This is a genomic window from Kitasatospora sp. HUAS MG31 (assembly GCF_040571325.1).
In the GTDB taxonomy this organism is placed as follows: Bacteria; Actinomycetota; Actinomycetes; order Streptomycetales; family Streptomycetaceae; genus Kitasatospora; species Kitasatospora camelliae.
The window spans coordinates 557,201-574,537 of the sequence record NZ_CP159872.1 but is presented as its reverse complement, the minus strand read 5'-3'; the positions used below and the strand labels follow the sequence as shown (position 1 = coordinate 574,537).

Here is a 17,337-nt window from a genome sequence, read left to right as displayed (position 1 = left end):
CGGACCTCGACGATCACGCGGTGGCCGCCGTCCCGGCTCTCATCCGGCCGCGGTGCCGTGGTTCAGGATCCGCTCGACGTCCCAGACGTGGTGGTGCCCGTCGTGGGCGTTGTTGCGCGCCACGTCCTCGGTGCGCTGGACCCCGCGGGCCGCGTGCCGCAGGACGATCCCGCCCGCCAGCGCGGCCGTCACCGACTCCACCCAGGCGTCGACCGCGCGCTCCGGCGACCACAGGGCCGCGAACCCGCCTGGGACCCGCGGGCCGGTTCCGCATCACCGGTGGTGATGCGGAACCGGGGGCTCGCGGTCGGCCTCCTGGCGCCGGGGCGTGCGCTCGAACCCCCGCGCCGCGCGAGCTGTCACCGTGTCAAGTCCCGCTGGCGGAAACGCGACCTGGCGAGCGGCGTGCCGGTCCGGCCGGCGGAACCGTTGCGGCGGACGGGCTGCCGCCGGGCGGGGTGGCTCGCTAGCATCGGGACATGACTACCACTCAGCTCACCGCCCCGGTGGACGAGGAGTTGGCCGCGTTCGCGCGGGCCCAGGCCGAGCGGGCCGGCCTGGAGACCGGTGAGTACGTCGCCCGCCTGATCGCCGCCGACCGCGCGGCGGCCTCCGGCACCCCGGCCGAACAGCGGGCCCGCGCCGACCGGTTGGCCGCCGTCGCCTACCACCACTGGGCCGCCGCCGGGCACCCGGAGGAAGGGGCCCTGACCCTGGACGAGACCTTCGCCTGACCAGGGTCTCCGGGTATCCCACCCTGCTGGTGGGTCCCCCCGACATCCGTCCGACCGAGATCCTCGCAGCCAAGCCGGTCTGAGTCCGCTGCCGGTCGACGCCACCGGCAGCGGCCGGCGGCGGGCTCGGACCGGCGGCGGTTCAGCCGGACGCCTCCGGGTCCGTGACCCGGACGACACCCGGCCAGTAGCGCGGCCCGTCCGTGCTGACCCGCTCCACCACGGACTGGATGGCGTCCAGAGTCGGGTGGAAGGTGCCGACCATCTCCTCCAGGACGGCGTCGGCCTCGCCCGGCTGCTCCACATGGTCGGGTCCCATGACCTCCGCACAGTGGTGACCGGCCCGACGGGTGCGTTCCAGGGCGGCCTGCCAGGGCCCGTCCAGACCGGAGTCAGGGATGTGGAGGTGCCCCAGGGCGGTCTCGGCGGCCCGGTGGAGCGTGGTGCACGCCGCGCCGAAGCGGCCGCCGTCGAACCGCACCGACTCGTCGTCGGGGTGCTCCGCGACCACCCGTTCGAGCTCCCGGAACTCGGCGGCGAAGGCCTGGTACCCCTCGATGAGAGCGAGGGTGTCCTGCTGCCCGCCGACCCGGTACCACATCAACAGCTGGAAGACCCGGACCCGTTCGGACCGGGCGTCCGCCGGGCGCTCGGCCGGCGGGAGCAGCGGACCGCCGCCCGAACCCACCGGCAGCGCCCGTACGGCGGTGGGCCCGAGGGCCAGCGCCCCGACCAGGACCCCCACCAGCACCGCCCGGCGGACACCGGACCGGGCCACCCGGCCGCCCTGCGGGAGTTCCCCGTCCCGGCCGCCGAACGCCAGAGGCAGCCGCACCAGCGCGGCGGCCATCGCCGCCCCGAACAGCGCCGGCAGCACCGGACCGGCCAGCACCTGCACCACCGGCCAACTGCCCTCCGGCACCCACAGACAGCTGTCGCCCATGGTCCGGAACGGCCCGAGGCAGCCGTCCACCGACATCAGCAGGAACGCCGCCACCAGCCCGCACGCCTGGGCGACCCCCGCCGCCACCAGGGCCCTGACCAGCCAGAGCCGCCGGGAGGCCAGGGCGGTGACCGCCGCCGTGACCACCACTCCGCCCCAGAGCGCGACCGTCAGCCACGACACGTACCGCAGCGCGAACCCGGTCCCGCGCTCGCCGAGCGGCGGCCGGCCCGTGTGGAGCGTCGCCTTGACCGCCAGCAGCCCCACCACGCACAGGGCGCCGCCCAGCAACCCGCGGCGCAGCGTCCGACCGAGCCCCTCGTGCCCGCCGGCCAGCCACAGCAGGTACGGCAGCGCCCACAGGACCCCCGCGGCCGCCACGAACGCCACGGAGCCCCCGTCCACACCGAGCCGCGGCATCACGGCGGCGATCCAGTCCAGTTCGGCCCGGTGCCCGTCCCATCCACCGGGGAACCGCTCCGCCAGCAACTCCCGCATCCCGCCCCGCACCAGGAAGTCCCCGGCGGTGTACAGGTGTCCGCCGCCCGACCACCAGACGAGCCCGGCCGCCGCCACCAGCACCGCACCCGCCAGCGCGGCCACCGTCACGGCCCGCCCGCGCCCCAGCCCCAGCCGGGCGCACTGCACCAGCCACGGGACGTACGCCAGCGCGCCCAGCGGCAGCACGAGCAGGGCGAGCGGGTGCTCCGGGAACCAGCCGCCACCGGCGGTGATGTCCACGACCAGCTCGCCGGCCACGAGACCGGCGCCCAGCCACAGCCCCGCCCGCAGCCCGCCCGGCGCGGCCGTCCCCCGGTGCGCCGCGTACGCCGCCGACCGCCAGGCCGCCACCCCGAGGACCAGGGCCGTCGGCAGGGCGGCCAGCCACATCCCGCCCGTCCCGCCGGCGAACGGGGGCAGCAACAGGGCGACGGCCACGCCCGCCGCTCCCACCAGGAACGTCTGCAACGGCGCCAGCGTGAACAGCGCCGCCGGATCGTCCAGCGCACGACGCCGCTGCGCCCAGGTCGGATGGGACCGCCAGGGGCGGCCGAGCCGGGCGGCCGTACCCACCGGGTCGCGGACGTCCCACACCCGCCGGTCCGCGCCCAGGGCGACGGCATCGGCGTCCGCGTACAGCTCGCGATGGCGCAGGGTGTCGGCCCGGGCCAGCACCACCAGCAGCCCCATCCCGAGCGCGGTGTCCGTCTGCTTCACCAGCGGCGCCCGCGCGGCCGGCCAGAACACCCGGTCGGCGCCGACGAACAGCCCGAACTCCGCGCCCACCAGCGTCCCGGCGACCATCACCACGAACGGCAGCGCCACCAGCAGCGCGAACACCCGCCACAGCGCGGTGACCGCGTACCCGAGGTCCACGTCCCGGTTGCGGATGTGCGCGAACTCGTGGAGCAGCACCGCCCGGAACCCGGCCGGATCGGTCCGCCGGGTGACCAGCAGCCCCGCGTACAGGCACACCGTCCGGCGCCGCGCGTGGCCGAACACCACCGCGCCCGGAACGAGCCGGCCCGGGTCCACCACGAACTCCGGTGCCTCGGGCAGCCGGGCCTGCTCGGCCAGCCGCAGCAGCTCGGCCCGCAACTCCCCGTCCACGGGCACCAGTCGGCGGGAGCGCCGGCGCCAGCGGGGCAGCAGCAGGTACAGCACGGCGGCGGCGACCAGCACCAGCGCCGTCGCGACGGGAACCGGCCACCGGGGATCGCCCGGAACGGCCGCCAGACAGGCGCGCAGAGCCGGGTCCGCCGCCGGGTCGACCCCCAACTGCGCCAGGAAGTCCCCGTCCGGGTCGAATCCGGCGGCCAGTCGGCAGGCGTACTCCGCCGCCCTGCCCCTGCGGGCCAGCTCCAGCAGGGTCGACAGCATGTGATGGCTGGTCGTGACCATGGCCAGCAGCAGCAGGCCGAACCGCAGCGTGGTCCCGGCGGGCAGCACCCTCAGGTCGAGGGCCGGCGGGGGCTCACAGCCGGGCGGCTCCGGGGGGCGGGGCGGGACGGGCGGCGGCGACGGCGGCGTGGTGGGGGTGGTCATGCCGACGGCGCCCCGCCCTGAGCGGTGTCGGGCTCGGGGGCGGGGTCCGTGGTGCGGGCGGGCGTGGCCGGGGGGTTGGGCGTGGCCGGTGTCGTGGTAGGGCTCGGGTCGGTGGCCAGCCGGGCCACCACGCAGTCCGCGAGGGCGCCGGCCGCCGACTCGTCGAGCCCGGCCTCGCGGGCTCCCGCGTGCACCCGAGCGTGGACGGCGGCCAACTGCCGGGCGTCCAGCGGCGGTACGGGCGGCTCCACCGCGGGCCGGGCGTGCCCGCGTCCGCCTCCGCGGCGCCAGAGCCGCCGGAAACCGCGGCCCGCCCGCTCCACCCCGGCACCGACCGCGGCCCGGCACGCCTCGTCCACCGCCATCCACACCACCGGTGTCACCAGTGCGGCGGCCTCGGCCAGTCCGAACCCGAGCGGCTCTCCCCGCCGGCGGCGCCCGAACAGCTCCACCACCTTCTCGGCGGGCATCCCGTCCAGCCCCCGGAGCAGGGGCAGCTCCTCCGGTGCCAGCTGGGTCACCACATCCACCACGACGTCCCGAACCGATCCGGCCACCGTCGACCCCTCCCGACGTGATCATTCGTCAACTACCGGTCTGTGAACGGAACGTACTCCGACATGAGCCCGTCATCCAGGGGAGCGAGGAGCAGCCGGTGCGCCGGTGGTGTGCGCCGGGCAGCCGGCCGGGAGCAGTGGGGGTGACCGGTCGAACGCTCACCTGCCGCCGCGTCCCGTCCGGCGCCAGATCACCGCCAGGCCCACGGCCAGCACGGCCAGCGCCAGCAGCACGATGCCGACCTTGAGTGCCCGGTCCAGCAGCAGGTGCTGGAGCAGCTCGGAGGACTCCGCCGCGAGGGTGGCGGCCGCCGGTCCGGGGGTCATCGGGCCGGGGGTCACCGGAGGCCGCCCGGGCGGCGCGGCGAGGCGGTCCGGCCGCCCTCGACGCGGCGGACCACGGCCCGCAGGCCGGCCCTCACCACCGGGTCGGCGTACCGGCGCAGGTCGTCCAGGCGGCCCCGGCGCCGCAGGGTCAGCGCGACGGCGAAGACGACCAGCGCCAGCACCACCAGACCCGCCGCGACCAGGGCGAACCGGAGGAGCAGAAGGTTGAGCACGGTCTCCACGGGAGAGCCTCCAAGCGTTATGTCACACCTGTGATAAATCCTTTGTATCACGGCCGTGATAAAAAGGGCCCCATGCCGAAGTACGTGGATCCGGGCGCCCGCCGCCGAACCGTGGTCGACGCGCTGTTCCGGGTGGTCGTCCGCGAGGGCCTCCAGCGCACCTCGCTGCGGACCGTCGCCGCCGAGGCGGACCTCAACATCGGTTCGCTGCGGCACTACTTCGCCGGCCAGCAGGAGCTGATGCGGTTCGCGATGCAGTCCATGCTCGACCGGGTCGGCGCCCGCCTGGTCGCGCGGGTCGAGGGGATCGGCGACCTGGCCGCCCGCCCCCGGTCCGAGCAGCTCGCGCTCGCCGCCGGCCTGCTCGCCGAGCTGCTGCCGCTGGACGAGCAGCGGCGTGCCGAGGTGATCGTCTTCCTGGACTTCCACACGGCCGCCCGGACCGACCCCGCCTTCCGCGACCTGTCCCGCGCGGCGGCGGAGGGTGAACGGCTGCTGGTGCGCCGTGTGCTGGCCCGGCTGGACGCCGTCGGCACCCTGCGGGAGGGGCTCGACCTGGAGCTGGAGACCCAGCGGCTGGCGGCGCTGCTGGACGGGCTGGGGCTGAGCGGGGTGCTGCACCCCGAGGTGCTGTCCGCGGCGGAGTGCGCCCGGGCGATGGAGGCCCACCTGGCGGAACTGGCCCGGCCCGCCGAGGAGTCGGCCGCGGGCTGAGGGCCCGACCTTCCGGCGGGCGGCCGGATCGGCCCGTCCGCCGCACCGTCAGTACCACCGGTCGCGGCCCGTCCCGCGCGCTCCGGGAGGCCCTCGCTCCCCTCACGCCCCGTAAACGGACGAGGTCGGACCGCTCGTCGCGGATCGCTGGACGTCGTGTGGATGACGTGTTGTCATGTACACGCCCAGCTGCGCCGCGATGGTTCACCAGGCCGTCGTGGCGCGGGAGTTGGTGGACGAATGGAAGGAAGTGCCCATGATCGCACGCGTACTGACCGTTGCCGGAATGGCCGTGTCGCTGCTCGGTGCCACGGTCACCCAGAGTAGTGCGGCCCTGCCGGACAACCCGCCGCCGGACAAGATCGTCATCGATGTGGCGACCGTCAACGGCTCCGGCTGTCCGGCCGGCACCGCCGCGGTGGCCGTCGCCCCGGACAACACCGCCTTCACCGTGACGTACAGCCAGTACCTGGCCCAGGTCGGCGTCGGCTCCAAGCCCACCGACTTCCGCAAGAACTGCCAGCTCAACCTGCGGGTGCACGTGCCGCAGGGGTTCACCTACGCCATCGCCTCCGCCGACTACCGCGGCTTCGCCCACCTGGAGAAGGGCGCCAAGGCCGTCCAGCGGGCCAACTACTACTTCCAGGGCTCCGCTCAGACCGACACGCTCAGCCACCAGTTCAACGGCCCGTACGACGACAGCTGGCAGGCCACCGACTCCGTGTCGGTCGCCGCGCTGGTCTGGGCGCCCTGCGGCGAGCAGCGCAACTTCAACATCAACACCGAACTGCGGGTCAACGCCGGAACCTCCGACACCGCCAAGACCACCAGCTTCATGACCATGGACTCCACCGACGGCGACATCAACACCATCTACCACCTGGCCTGGAAGCACTGCCCCTGATCGTCGTCGGGGCGTAACCCCCGTCGCCCCGACGGCCACCGGCCGGGCGGGCCGCCACCCCGGTGCGGCCCGCCCGGCCTCGTCATGCCCGGCGCCGCCACGTCCGGCCCGTCGCGCTCCGGCGCTACGGTGTGTCGTCCGCCCCGGCCGCCCCCGCCGTCTCGGTCGCCGTCTCGGTCACGCCGACCCGGGCGAGGACCGTGGCGGCCAACTCCTCGGGCGTCGACTCGCCGTCGAGCAGGACCGTGTCCGGGGGCAGCGTGTCCACCGCGGCGAGGCAGGCCGCCAGCTTGGACTTGCACCAGGTGCGGACCTGCTCGTCCTGGGCGGGATCGTCCGGAGTGAAGCTCCGCCCGTCGATGCGGGCGTGGAGGACCTCCTCCGGCACCTTCAGGAAGAAGTGGTGCACCTCGATCCCCTCCTCCCGCAGGGCGTCGAACACCTCACCGAGGTACTCCGGATTGACCAGGGTCATCGGCACCAGCAGCGGCCGGTCGTACTCCTCCACCAGGCCGATCGCCATCGCGGCCACCTGGCGGCGCCACAGCCGCAGGTCCTGGAAGTCGCCGGTGGGCACGTCCACGATCGTCCGCAGGACGAACCCGACCATCTCCGGGTCGAGCACCAGGGCCTGAGGCCAGCGTGGGCGGAGTTCCTCCACCAGCGTGGACTTCCCGCTGCCGAACGCGCCGTTCACCCAGACGATCACAGGCTCTCCCCACGGATCCCTCGCGCCAGGCCGGTCCTGGGCGCCGAGCCGTGCGGCCCGCCCGGCCACCACCATCGCCGGGGTGGAGGACGTGCACACACACCTCACCGGAGAACACGTTTCGCACACGCTCCAGGTTCCGCCGCCGCGCGGCCCGGATCAGCCGGGGACGGCCCGCCGCAGCCCGGAACCCCGGGTGGGAAAGCAGGTGGGAACGTCGGACTTCCGAGGCATAGTGGACATGTCGGCCGTCCGGCCGTCACCGTGCGCGGAGGGGGAGTTGACGGTGCGGAAGCGATGGGGATGGCTGGAGGCGACCACCGACCGGACCCGGCCCGGGGGCGTCCGGCTCGGGTTCTCGGATCAGACGTACGCCACGGTCGAGGAGGCCCGCGCAGCCTTGCAGCTCCACCTCGACCGGCGGGCCGCGAAGAGCCGCTGGTACAGCTGCGCCGCCCGGCGCCTGCGCGAAGCGCCGTACGGCGTGGCGGGGGTGAGGCTGCGCCGGCGCAGCTGGACGGTGTACGAGATCGCGCCGGACACCGCGCCGGCGGAGGCCGCCCGGCGGGCGGCGAACCGGCTCCACCACCCGGCCGGCGGCCGGTTCGCCACCGTCGCGGGGGCGGTCTTCCTGGTGGTGCTGCTGTTCGGCGGCGGCAGCCTGGTGCTGTCCGGGATCACCAAGCTGCACACGGACGTTCCGCGCTGCCACGGCGCGTTGATGGCTCCGGGGGACGTCTGCCGGGCCCGGATCACCGGGGTCGCCACCGACGGCATGCCCGAGCCCTCGGACACCGGCTACGAGGAGCAGCGCGACAACCTCACCCGCGAGGGCTGGACCTCGGTCGGGCTCGGACTGATCCTGCTGGCGCTCTCCGCCGGGCTGGTGGTGGGCTCGGCCGGCGCCCGGGTGACCCTCGCCTCGGTCCGGGCCGCACCCGGGAGGTGATCCCGCGGCGTGCGGAGCCGTCCCGCGGCCGGCCGCTCGGCCCATCCGGGGCCGAGCGGCGGCAGGTCGACAGCGGGTCAGCGGCAGGTCAGCGGCTGCGAAGCGCCGCGGCGAGGACCGCCGGCCGGAACAGCGCCGTCGGCGGGGTCACCAGGGACATCACCTCGTGGAAGACCGCGGTGACCGCCGGGTTGTGCGAGGAGGCGGCCAACACCCGGTCCAGGAAGCGGTGCTGGGCGCGCAGCAGGACGCCGGAGGGCCCGCCGGTGGTGGCGTCGAAGCGGACGTCCTCGGTGCAGGACATCGCCCACGGGTTCTTGGACACCGCCGCCACCGCCCGGCGTGCCGCCCGCGCGGTGGCGTGGCCGATGCCGCCGGTGCGCTCGGCGACGCGGCGCAGCTCCCGGGCGGCGAACACCGCGACGGTGATGCCCTGCCCGTACACCGGGTTGAAGGTGCAGTGGGCGTCGCCGACCACCACCAGGCCGTCCGGGCTGTGGCGCTCGTAACGGCGCCGCACGCCCGGGCCGGGCACGAACCCGCGGACCTCACCGGCCGGTTCGGCCCCGGCCAGCGCCTTCCGGATGCTGGGGTCGCGCAGCATGCCCAGGTGCTTGGCGAACCCGGCCTCGCCGGGCTCCGGCTCGGCGCCTCGCATCCCGGCGAGGCTGACGATCCAGCGGTCGCCCTCGACCGGCAGCAGCACGCCCAGGTACGGCGCCTCCGGGGCCTTGGTCTGCAGGTAGATGGCCGAGCAGCCGAGGTCCGCGCCGGCCGGCCGGTGGAACAGCCGGGAGCTGTACGCGGCGCCGGCGTCCACCCGCTCCTCGGGCACCGCCGGGCAGCCGAGCTCCCGCAGCCACTCGGCCATCGCGGTGGAGCGGCCCGAGGCGTCGACGACCAACTCGGCCGCCAGGTCACGGACTTCCCCCTTGTCGGCACCGCTGCCGCGCTCGCGGACCCGGACCCCGGTCACCGTGCCGGGGCCGCCGAGCAGGCCGACCACCTCGGTGCCCTCCAGGAACTCGATGGAGGGCTCGGCGCGGACCCGGTCCAGCACCACGGTGTCCAGCACCGGGCGGGTGCAGGAGAGGAAGGCGAGTTCGGCGTCGTACTCGGCCATCCAGCCGGCCGAGCTGAGCCAGCGGAGATCACCCGAAACGGGGACCCGGACGGCGCCCGCGTCCAGCAACTCCTGCCGGGTGCCGGGCATCAGCTCCTCCAGGACCCGGTGCCCGGCCTCCAGGATCAGGTGGGCGTGCCGGCCCTGCGGCAGGCCCGAGCGGAACACCGGCCCGTCCGGGTAGCGGTCGCGCTCCACCACCACGATGCGTTCGGCGTGGCCGCGCAGTGCCCACGCCGCCAGCGTTCCGGCCAAGCCGCCGCCGATCACCACCGCCGTGCCCCGCCCGGGGGCCGCCTCTGAGGAAGTCATGCCAGGTAGCGTAGTTGAGCGCCGTACCCCGGACCCACCCGCCGGGATCTGCCGAACCCGTCCGGCGGGCCCGTCCGCTGACACCGGATCGCCGGTCGAGCGGCGGCCTCCGCTCGGTCGACGGCCGGGTCCGTCGACGCCCGCCGGTGCCCGTACCCACTCGGCCGTACCCGCGTGGACCCCGGATCCTGCCCGTTTCGACGCGGGACCGGGCGACCTGGTGAGCGGCCTGGTGAGCGGCCGACCGGCGGCCGACCGGCGGCCGACCGGCGGCCTACCGGGCGGTCGCGGCGGTGCGGTAGCGGCCGGGGGTGACCCCGAGTTCCCGGCTGAAGGCGTGTGAGAGGGCGTACGGCGAGCCGTAGCCGACCTGGGCGGCGATCGACTCCAGGGGTGCCCGGGTGCCGCGCAGCAGGGTGGCGGCCCGGGTCATCCGCCACCAGGTCAGGTACGCCATCGGCGGACGGCCGACCAGTGCGGTGAACCGGCGGGCCAGCGTCGCCCGGGCCACGCCCACCTCGGCGGCGAGCCGCTCGTTGGTCCACGGCCGGGCCGGGTCCTCGTGCAGGGCGCGCAGGGCCGCGGTGACCACCGGGTCGTTCAGGGCGGCCGGCCAACCGGCGCCCGGCGCCGAGGCGTTGTCCCGGGTCCACGCCCGCACCAGGTAGACCAGCAGCACGTCCAGCAGTCCCGGCACCACCACCCCGGACCCGGCTCCCGGCTCGCCCACCTCCCGGCCGAGGAGGTCGATGGCCGCGCGCAGTTCGGGATGGCCGCCCGCCCGGCCGGGCAGGTGGACCACGTCGGGGAGTTCGGTGAGCAGCGGGTGGGCGCGGCTGTGGTCGAGCCGGTACTTGCCGCACAGCAACTCGGCGGTCCCCGGGGCGCCGGCCGGCGGCTCCGGGCGGTCGGGCCGGCCGAGGTGGTCGTCGCGCCACCGCTCGAACGGGACGGCCGCCGCCGCGGTCCGGGCGTCGACCGGGCTGTCGGCCAGCACATGGCCGGTGCCGCGCGGCAGCAGCACCGCGTCCCCGGGGCCGAGGGTGACCGCCGGACCGCCGTCGGGCAGCAGCCAGCACCCGCCGGCCAGCACGACATGGAAGCCCGCCCCGTCGTACTCGGCGAACCGGCTCGACCAACTCCCGCTCACGCGAAGCCGGTTGGAGGAGGGGCGGCCCACCCGGACCGCGGCGATCGCGTCACTCAGCACGTCCACGGTCATGAGCGTACCGAGCACCACCGAGCACGCCGACCCGAGGGGAGGTGAGACGTTCGCGTATCGGATCGAGGCCCTGGAGCATGGAAACGCTCATCGCGGCCTTCCTAGGATCGTTCCCGTGGGGAACGGCCGACCGCGGGTGTCGAGCCGTCGGGAACGGAACACGGAGGAACCGGTGCAGCGCATCGTGCTGGGGGACGTCGAGATCACCAGGGTCGTGGAGTGGCAGGGGCCGGTCGCCCCGACCCGGGCCGTCGTGCCCGGGGTGGGGGAGGAGGTGTGGAAGCGCAACGGGGACTGGCTGGCCCCCGAGTTCTGGGACCGCGAGGGCGACCGGTACGTGGCCGCGCTGCAGACCTGGGTGGTGCGCAGCGAGGGCCGGACCGTCCTGGTCGACACCGGAGTCGGGAACGGCCGGCAGCGTCCGGCCACCCCGCGGTTCGACGACATGTGGACGGACTTCCCGGACCGGCTCGCGGCCGCCGGCGTCCACCCGGAGGAGGTGGACGTGGTGGTCAACACCCACCTGCACGCCGACCACGTCGGCTGGAACACCGTGGCACAGGACGGGAACTGGGTGCCGATGTTCCCCAACGCCCGCTACCTGATCCCCGCCGCCGACGACGCCCGCCTCGACCCGGCGCAGGCCCACCGCCGTCCCGCGCCGGTCGACGCGGCGCAGCGACTGCGGCGGGAGCACGAGCGGTTCCTCTACACCGACAGCGTCGAGCCGGTGCACCGGGCCGGGCTGTCGGAGCTCTGGGACGGCGAGTACCGGATCGACGGCAACCTGGTGCTGGAGGCCGCCCCCGGCCACACCCCGGGCTCCTCCGTGCTGCGGCTGGAGTCGCGCGGCGAGCGGGCGGTGTTCGTCGGCGACCTGCTGCACAGCCCGGTGCAGATCCTCGAACCCGGCTGCAACAGCTGCTTCTGCGAGGACCCGGAGCAGGCCGCGGCCAGCCGCCGGCGGATCCTGGAGCGGGCGGCGGACCAGCGGGAACTGGTCGTCCCGGCGCATTTCGGCGGGGCCGGCGCGGCCCGCGTCCAGCGGGACGGCAGCCGCTTCACGGTGTCGGGGTGGGCGCAGGCGGTCTGAACGTCCACCCCGCGGCCCGTGAGGAACCTATGCGGGCGGGAGGACGTACAACCCCGCGCGGGCCGCGAGGGCGGCGGCGGCCGCGGCGCGGTCGGCGTCGGCGGGGCCGACGGGTTCGCCGGTGATGTACATCCGGAGGTAGAGGGGCGCGACGGTGGCGCGGATGACCTCGTGCGGGTCGGTGCCGGCCGGTACCTCGCCGCGGGCGACGGCCTCCCGGACGGCGACGGAGGTGATGTCCCGGCGGTGGGCGAGGACCGAGGAGAGCGCGTCGCGCGCCTCGGGGGAGCGGACCGCCGCGGAGACCATGACCTGGAGCCAGGCCCGGTGCGCCGGGTCCCCGTGGAGTGCGACCACCGCGCGGGCCACCGTCCGCAGGTCCTCCTCCAGGCCGGCCGAGCCGCCGAGGCTGATGGTCACCGCGAGCTCGTCGGCGAGGTCGACCACGATGCCCTCCAGGTTGCCCCAGCGCCGGTAGACGGTGGTGGCGGCCACCCCGGCGCGGGCCGCGATCCGGTCGATCCGGGTGTCCGCGTAGCCGGTCTCGACCAGCTCGGCGAGGGTGGCCTCCAGGACGGCGCTGCGGGTACGGGCGGTCCGGCCCCCGGGGCGCCGGGTGCCCGGTGCGGGCGAGCCGGCGGCGTGGTCGGCGGCCGGGCCTGGGGGCGGGCCCGCGGGAGAGGGCGGGTCCGGGAGTGCGGGGGAAGCGGTGCCGTCCAAATGCCAATCCTCTTGCATTAAGGGGGGCGTCTTTGCCAGGATCAAGACTAATGCAGTTCGACCTGCATTAGGCCGGGCGGTCTTGGCTCGGGGGGTGGGCGCGGTGCCGCGCGCAGCCGTGCCCCCGGCCGGAGGCCCGGCCGACGAGCTGTCCCGTGGCCCGGCATCAGCCGCCGGGCCAGGTACCGGCCAGGAAAGGCAGACCCATGGACATTCCCCGCGTGGAACACCGGTTCGTCGAGGTGGACGGCGTCCGCGTCTTCTACCGGGAGGCCGGCCCGAAGGACGCGCCGACCCTGCTCCTCCTGCACGGCTTCCCGTCCGCCTCGCACCAGTACCGCCGGCTGATCGACGCGCTCGGCACCCGGTACCACCTGGTCGCGCCCGACTACCCGGGCTTCGGCCACACCGAGGCCCCGGAGGGCTTCCGGTACTCCTTCGACGCGCTCGCCGAGGTGACCGAGGGGTTCGTCCGCGCCCTCGGGCTGGCCCGGTTCACGCTCTACGCCTTCGACTTCGGCGGCCCGGTGGGCTTCCGGCTGGCCACCCGGAACCCGGAGCGGATCGCCGGCCTGATCGTGCAGAACTCCAACGCGTACCAGGAGGGCCTGTCCGAGCTGGCCCTGGGCGCCATCGCCAACCGGCCCGGTGTGCCGGGCGCGGAGGAGGCCGTGCAGCCGCTGTTCACCCTGCCGGTGACCCGCGGTCAGTACGAGGACGGCACCACCGACCCCGCCCTGGTCGCCCCGGACGGCTGGACCCTCGACCAGCACTTCCTGGACCTCCCCGGCCGCCGGGAGGCCCAGACGGCGCTGGCCCTCGACTACCACTCCAACGTCGCGCTGTACCCGCAGTGGCAGCGGTGGCTGCGCGAGCACCGCCCGCCGACGCTGGTGCTCTGGGGCACCAACGACGCGTTCTTCCTGGAGGCCGGCGCCCACGCCTACCTCCGGGACGTGCCCGAGGCGCGGATCCACCTGTTCGGGACCGGCCACTTCGCCCTGGAGGAGTGCCTGCCCGAGATCGCCCCGCTGATCGCGGAGTTCCTCGACGCGCTCCCCGTGGAGCGCCCCCCGCTGCGGATCGCCGTGCTCGGCGCGAGCGGCAACCTCGGCGGCGCGGTGGCCCGGGAGGCGGCCGCCCGCGGCCACCTGGTCACCCGGCTCGGCCGGGCCGACGCCGACGCCGCCGACCCGGCCGCGCTGGCCGGCGCCGTCACGGGCCAGGACGCCGTGGTCGCCTCGCTCAAGGGCGGCGACCGGCTGGTGCCCCGGGCCGCGGCCGCCCTGCTGGAGGCGCTGCCCGAGGCCGGGGTGAACCGCCTGGTCTTCGTCGGCGGGGGCGGCAGCCTGGAATCCGCGCCCGGCCGCCGGTTCGTCGACGCGCCGGACTTCCCGCCGCAGTACCTGGAGACCGCGCGCGACCAGGCCGAGGCGCTCGACGTCCTCCGGGCGGCGGACACCACCGTCGACTGGTCCTACGTCAGCCCGCCGCCGATGTACCTCGTCCCCGGCGAACCGACCGGCAGCTACCGCGCCGAGGCCCGCGACACCCCGCTCACCGACGCCGAGGGCGTCAGCCGGATCAGCGTCGGCGACTTCGCCTGCGCCGTGGTGGACGCGATCGAGGAGGGCGCCTTCCTCCGCCGCCGCTTCACCGTGGCGTACTGACCCCTGCCGCTTGACCTCTGTCGTCCGACCCCTGTCGTCCGACCCCTGCCCGTCGACCGCGACGGAACCGCCCGCCGGAGCCCCACCGCCGGCGGGCGGCTCCGTCCTTCCCGCCGGCCGCGCGCGCCGCTTCCACCACCCGCGCACCACGTCCCCCGAGTGGCGCACAACCGTTGCGCCCGGCGCTCGTTGGGACACAGGGGCGCACTTCCCAGGAATCTCTCGGGTTGCAAGCGTCCGGTGAAGAGCGTCGCGTGCCCGTCGACCGGCGGGCACGATCTCGGTGGATCCCCGCGGCGGAGCGGGGACAGGGGAGGGTGGTCGAGCCATGCCGATGGGCGTCCGGGTGGGCAGCCCGCAGCATCCGGACCAGGGCAGGGCGGTCCGCCACCGGCGGGACGGCCGGACCGGCACCATCGCCGGCCAACTGGTCGAGCACGACAGCGAGACGGGCAAGCTGCTGCGCCGCCGCGTCTTCGTCCGCCCGCACGGCGGCGGCATCGAATGGGAGGCCGACCCGGACGACCTGCAGCCGGCGTGAGCCCGGGGGCGGGGTGGAGGCAGCGAGCCGCGGGGTCCGGGGGGATCCGGGGGGATCAGACCAGCTGCTCGACCCTGACCGAGTCCACCGCCGGGGCCCCGCCGGAGGCGACCCGGGAGGGAGCCCCACTGTCGGTGGCGGGTGCGAGGATGCCGCCATGAGCGATCAGCTGGCCGCCGTGGCCGACTACTGGGACACCGCCGCGGACTCCTTCGACGAGGAGCCCGATCACGGCCTGGGGGAGGAACGGACCCGCGCCGCCTGGGCGCGGGCCCTGGCCGGCTGGCTGCCGCCCGGTCCGGCGGAGGTGCTGGACGCCGGCTGCGGCACCGGCTCCCTCTCCCTGCTGCTGGCCGAGGCCGGCCACCGGGTCACCGGCGTCGACCTGGCACCCCGCATGGTCGACCGGGCCCGGCGCAAGCTGGCCGCCGCCGGGCTGCCCGGCCGCTTCCTCCACGGCGACGCGGGCGCCCCGCCGACCGGCGAGGACACCTTCGACGTCGTGCTCTCCCGCCACCTGCTCTGGACGCTGCCCGACCCCGAGGCCGCCCTGCGCCAGTGGGTCTCCCGGCTGCGCCCCGGCGGCCGCCTGGTCCTGGTCGAGGGCCGCTGGCGGCAGGCCAGCCAGCGCGACACCCCGTACGTCGCCGGGGCGGACCGCCTGCCCTGGAACGGCGGGATCCGTGCCGAGGAGCTGGCCGCCGCCGTCCGACCCCTGGTCGCCGACCTGCGGATCGACCCCCTGGCCGGCGACCCCGACCTGTGGGGCGGCCCGGTCGACGACGAGCGCTACGCCCTGGTGGCCCGGGTCTGAGGAATCCCCGCGCTCCGGCGGCCCGCCTCGGTCGCCGCGGTCGCCGAGCAGGGTCGAGGCCGACCTGCGGACCTGGGTCATGGAGGTGCGGCGCCGCGGCGTCACCCGAGCCCGGATCGGCGAGGATCCGCGAGGCCCTGGGCATCACCCGCCAGTCGGCCTGGGGGCGCTTCCCCGGGGAGGAGTGACCCCGGGACGACCGCCCGGCCCGGGGTCGCCCGACCTGCCGACGAGCCCCGGACCGTGGGGGTGGACCGGGGATCGACCTGCGAGGAATCTAGGGCCCGCCACCCCCGAGATGGTGTTCGTCGCGTGCAGGAGTTCGCGACACCGCGTGCAGGTCGTGGCAGGTCCGGTGGACGGCGTCGCCGGATCCGGTAACGGCCGCGGCAGGGTGCGGTGGATAGGGTCATCGGGCGGACGGGACGCACCGACCCGTCCGCCCGAACCACCGAAGGGACTCCCGCCATGCCGGCCGCACCCGCCACCGGATCCGCCGTCAGCCCGCCGCTCGCGCGGTTCGGCCTGGGGACGGCCGCCGTCGGCCGGCCCGGCTACATCACCCTCGGCCGCGACCTCGACCTCCCCGCCGACCGGACCGTTTCCGCCCTGCGGGCGCGGACCCATGCGCTGCTGGACGCCGCCTACGCCGCCGGCGTGCGGTACTTCGACACCGCCCGCTCGTACGGGCGGGCCGAGGAGTTCCTCGCCGACTGGCTCGCGGCGCACCCGGAGGCGGCCGGCCAGGTGGTGGTGGGCAGCAAGTGGGGCTACACCTACACCGCCGACTGGCAGGCCTCCGGCGTGTCCGCGCACGAGGTCAAGGAGCACTCCGTCGCGGTGTTCGACCGTCAGATCCGGGAGACCCGGGCGCTGCTCGGCCCGAAGCTGGACGTCTACCTGGTGCACTCGGTCACCCCGGACAGCCCGGCGCTCACCGATCCCGCCCTGCACGCCCGGCTGGCGGGGCTGGCCGCCGAGGGCGTCCGGGTCGGCCTGTCCACCAGCGGCCCGGCCCAGGGCGACACCGTCCGCGCCGCACTGGAGGTGACGGTGGACGGCCGTCCGCTTTTCGCCGGCGTCCAGTCGACCTGGAACATGCTGGAGCCCTCGGCGGGAGCGGCGCTCGCCGAGGCCCACGCCGCCGGCTGGCTGGTGGTGGTCAAGGAGGGCATGGCCAACGGCCGGCTCGCCGACCGCAACGCCACCGGCCCGGACACCGCCGCCCTGCGCGCGGTCGCCGCCCGCACCGGCGCCACCCGTGACGCCGTGGCCCTCGCCGCGGTGGCCGCCCAGCCCTGGGCGGACCTGGTGCTCTCCGGTGCCGCGACCGCCGAGCAGCTCGCCTCCAACCTCACCGCCGCCGAACTCCGCCTCAGCGCCGACGACCTGGCCGAACTCGCGACGGCGGCCGAACCCGCCGAGGCCTACTGGCGGACCCGCGCGGCACTGCCCTGGGCCTGACCCTCACACCCGTGGGGACCCGGCGTCCCGCAACTCGGCCTCACCACCGCCCTCGCCCTCACCCGACTCCGGGCCGCGACCTGCAGGCCGCCGGCGCCACCCGGGCCGGGCGACCGGCCCTGGCCGCCCTCTCCGACACCTGGGCCGACACCGACACCTGGGGCGCCGCGGGCCCTCGCGGAACTCCCGCCCGCCCGGGCCCGCAGCCTCGCCCGGTACGCCCGCGGGCTGCCCGAGGACGGGGCGATCCCCT

18 protein-coding genes are annotated in these 17,337 nt (G+C 75.8%); 9 read left to right on the top strand and 9 right to left on the bottom strand.

From position 1 onward, the window contains the following. Positions 1 to 39 precede the first annotated feature (39 nt). Complete coding sequence (locus ABWK59_RS02735; protein WP_354637652.1) at positions 40 to 192, bottom strand: hypothetical protein; 153 nt, start codon at positions 190 to 192, stop codon at positions 40 to 42. A gap of 287 nt (positions 193 to 479) precedes the next feature. Here ABWK59_RS02735 and ABWK59_RS02730 point away from each other — a divergent pair, with 287 nt between their 5' ends. Continuing rightward, a complete protein-coding gene (locus tag ABWK59_RS02730) occupies positions 480 to 734 on the top strand; it encodes a hypothetical protein (protein ID WP_354637651.1) in 255 nt (84 codons plus the stop codon). 142 nt (positions 735 to 876) lie between these two features. Here the strand turns inward: ABWK59_RS02730 and ABWK59_RS02725 are convergent, their stop codons facing one another. The 4 genes from ABWK59_RS02725 to ABWK59_RS02710 form a co-directional block, all read right to left on the bottom strand. After that, a complete protein-coding gene (locus tag ABWK59_RS02725; protein WP_354637650.1) occupies positions 877 to 3,723 on the bottom strand; it encodes a M56 family metallopeptidase in 2,847 nt (948 codons plus the stop codon). Continuing rightward, on the bottom strand, positions 3,720 to 4,280 hold the full coding sequence (locus ABWK59_RS02720) for a hypothetical protein (RefSeq protein WP_354637649.1): 561 nt from the start codon (positions 4,278 to 4,280) through the stop codon (positions 3,720 to 3,722). Before ABWK59_RS02720 ends, ABWK59_RS02725 begins: the two co-directional genes overlap by 4 nt. A 159-nt stretch (positions 4,281 to 4,439) precedes the next feature. After that, positions 4,440 to 4,607, bottom strand: coding sequence for a hypothetical protein (locus ABWK59_RS02715; protein WP_354637647.1), 168 nt, complete (start codon positions 4,605 to 4,607; stop codon positions 4,440 to 4,442). A gap of 11 nt (positions 4,608 to 4,618) precedes the next feature. Continuing rightward, positions 4,619 to 4,849, bottom strand: coding sequence for a hypothetical protein (locus ABWK59_RS02710; protein WP_354637646.1), 231 nt, complete (start codon positions 4,847 to 4,849; stop codon positions 4,619 to 4,621). A gap of 72 nt (positions 4,850 to 4,921) precedes the next feature. Between ABWK59_RS02710 and ABWK59_RS02705 the strand changes: the two genes are divergently transcribed. Both ABWK59_RS02705 and ABWK59_RS02700 read left to right on the top strand, forming a co-directional pair. Next, positions 4,922 to 5,563, top strand: a complete 642-nt coding sequence (locus ABWK59_RS02705; protein WP_354637645.1) for a TetR/AcrR family transcriptional regulator — start codon at positions 4,922 to 4,924, stop codon at positions 5,561 to 5,563. Between the two features lie 286 nt (positions 5,564 to 5,849). Next, a complete protein-coding gene (locus tag ABWK59_RS02700; protein ID WP_354644807.1) occupies positions 5,850 to 6,467 on the top strand; it encodes a DUF4360 domain-containing protein in 618 nt (205 codons plus the stop codon). 124 nt (positions 6,468 to 6,591) lie between these two features. Here ABWK59_RS02700 and ABWK59_RS02695 read toward each other — a convergent pair whose 3' ends face one another. Continuing rightward, positions 6,592 to 7,176, bottom strand: a complete 585-nt coding sequence (locus ABWK59_RS02695; RefSeq protein ID WP_354637644.1) for an AAA family ATPase — start codon at positions 7,174 to 7,176, stop codon at positions 6,592 to 6,594. Between the two features lie 286 nt (positions 7,177 to 7,462). Here ABWK59_RS02695 and ABWK59_RS02690 point away from each other — a divergent pair, with 286 nt between their 5' ends. Continuing rightward, positions 7,463 to 8,125: a hypothetical protein gene (locus tag ABWK59_RS02690; RefSeq protein WP_354637643.1), complete on the top strand. Its 663-nt coding sequence runs from the start codon at positions 7,463 to 7,465 to the stop codon at positions 8,123 to 8,125. Positions 8,126 to 8,213: 88 nt separating this feature from the next. Here the strand turns inward: ABWK59_RS02690 and ABWK59_RS02685 are convergent, their stop codons facing one another. Together ABWK59_RS02685 and ABWK59_RS02680 are read right to left on the bottom strand one after the other, a co-directional pair. Then, the gene (locus ABWK59_RS02685) at positions 8,214 to 9,560 is read right to left on the bottom strand and encodes an NAD(P)/FAD-dependent oxidoreductase (RefSeq protein WP_354637642.1); all 1,347 of its coding nucleotides are present in this window, start codon (positions 9,558 to 9,560) and stop codon (positions 8,214 to 8,216) included. 274 nt (positions 9,561 to 9,834) lie between these two features. Further along, the gene (locus ABWK59_RS02680) at positions 9,835 to 10,776 is read right to left on the bottom strand and encodes an AraC family transcriptional regulator (RefSeq protein ID WP_354637641.1); all 942 of its coding nucleotides are present in this window, start codon (positions 10,774 to 10,776) and stop codon (positions 9,835 to 9,837) included. 178 nt (positions 10,777 to 10,954) lie between these two features. On the opposite strand from ABWK59_RS02680, the gene ABWK59_RS02675 reads away from it, so the two are divergent. Further along, on the top strand, positions 10,955 to 11,875 hold the full coding sequence (locus ABWK59_RS02675; protein ID WP_354637640.1) for an MBL fold metallo-hydrolase: 921 nt from the start codon (positions 10,955 to 10,957) through the stop codon (positions 11,873 to 11,875). 27 nt (positions 11,876 to 11,902) lie between these two features. Here ABWK59_RS02675 and ABWK59_RS02670 read toward each other — a convergent pair whose 3' ends face one another. Then, positions 11,903 to 12,595, bottom strand: coding sequence for a TetR/AcrR family transcriptional regulator (locus ABWK59_RS02670; RefSeq protein ID WP_354637639.1), 693 nt, complete (start codon positions 12,593 to 12,595; stop codon positions 11,903 to 11,905). Positions 12,596 to 12,801: 206 nt separating this feature from the next. On the opposite strand from ABWK59_RS02670, the gene ABWK59_RS02665 reads away from it, so the two are divergent. From ABWK59_RS02665 to ABWK59_RS02650, 4 genes are all read left to right on the top strand, one after another. Then, the gene (locus ABWK59_RS02665) at positions 12,802 to 14,265 is read left to right on the top strand and encodes an alpha/beta fold hydrolase (RefSeq protein WP_354637638.1); all 1,464 of its coding nucleotides are present in this window, start codon (positions 12,802 to 12,804) and stop codon (positions 14,263 to 14,265) included. A 328-nt stretch (positions 14,266 to 14,593) separates the two neighbouring features. Then, complete coding sequence (locus ABWK59_RS02660) at positions 14,594 to 14,806, top strand: hypothetical protein (protein WP_354637637.1); 213 nt, start codon at positions 14,594 to 14,596, stop codon at positions 14,804 to 14,806. A gap of 157 nt (positions 14,807 to 14,963) precedes the next feature. Continuing rightward, positions 14,964 to 15,620, top strand: a complete 657-nt coding sequence (locus ABWK59_RS02655) for a class I SAM-dependent methyltransferase (protein WP_354637636.1) — start codon at positions 14,964 to 14,966, stop codon at positions 15,618 to 15,620. 468 nt (positions 15,621 to 16,088) lie between these two features. Beyond that, positions 16,089 to 17,084: an aldo/keto reductase gene (locus tag ABWK59_RS02650; protein WP_354637635.1), complete on the top strand. Its 996-nt coding sequence runs from the start codon at positions 16,089 to 16,091 to the stop codon at positions 17,082 to 17,084. Positions 17,085 to 17,337 lie beyond the last annotated feature (253 nt).

What these genes read in the sequence shown, in the direction of transcription:
- ABWK59_RS02730 (WP_354637651.1), top strand. Translation starts at nt 480, where the DNA reads ATGACTACCACTCAGCTCACCGCCCCGGTGGACGAGGAGTTGGCCGCG.
- ABWK59_RS02725 (WP_354637650.1), bottom strand. Translation starts at nt 3,723, where the DNA reads ATGACCACCCCCACCACGCCGCCGTCGCCGCCGCCCGTCCCGCCCCGC.
- ABWK59_RS02715 (WP_354637647.1), bottom strand. Translation starts at nt 4,607, where the DNA reads ATGACCCCCGGACCGGCGGCCGCCACCCTCGCGGCGGAGTCCTCCGAG.
- ABWK59_RS02705 (WP_354637645.1), top strand. Translation starts at nt 4,922, where the DNA reads ATGCCGAAGTACGTGGATCCGGGCGCCCGCCGCCGAACCGTGGTCGAC.
- ABWK59_RS02700 (WP_354644807.1), top strand. Translation starts at nt 5,850, where the DNA reads ATGGCCGTGTCGCTGCTCGGTGCCACGGTCACCCAGAGTAGTGCGGCC.
- ABWK59_RS02685 (WP_354637642.1), bottom strand. Translation starts at nt 9,560, where the DNA reads ATGACTTCCTCAGAGGCGGCCCCCGGGCGGGGCACGGCGGTGGTGATC.
- ABWK59_RS02665 (WP_354637638.1), top strand. Translation starts at nt 12,802, where the DNA reads ATGGACATTCCCCGCGTGGAACACCGGTTCGTCGAGGTGGACGGCGTC.
- ABWK59_RS02660 (WP_354637637.1), top strand. Translation starts at nt 14,594, where the DNA reads ATGCCGATGGGCGTCCGGGTGGGCAGCCCGCAGCATCCGGACCAGGGC.
- ABWK59_RS02655 (WP_354637636.1), top strand. Translation starts at nt 14,964, where the DNA reads ATGAGCGATCAGCTGGCCGCCGTGGCCGACTACTGGGACACCGCCGCG.
- ABWK59_RS02650 (WP_354637635.1), top strand. Translation starts at nt 16,089, where the DNA reads ATGCCGGCCGCACCCGCCACCGGATCCGCCGTCAGCCCGCCGCTCGCG.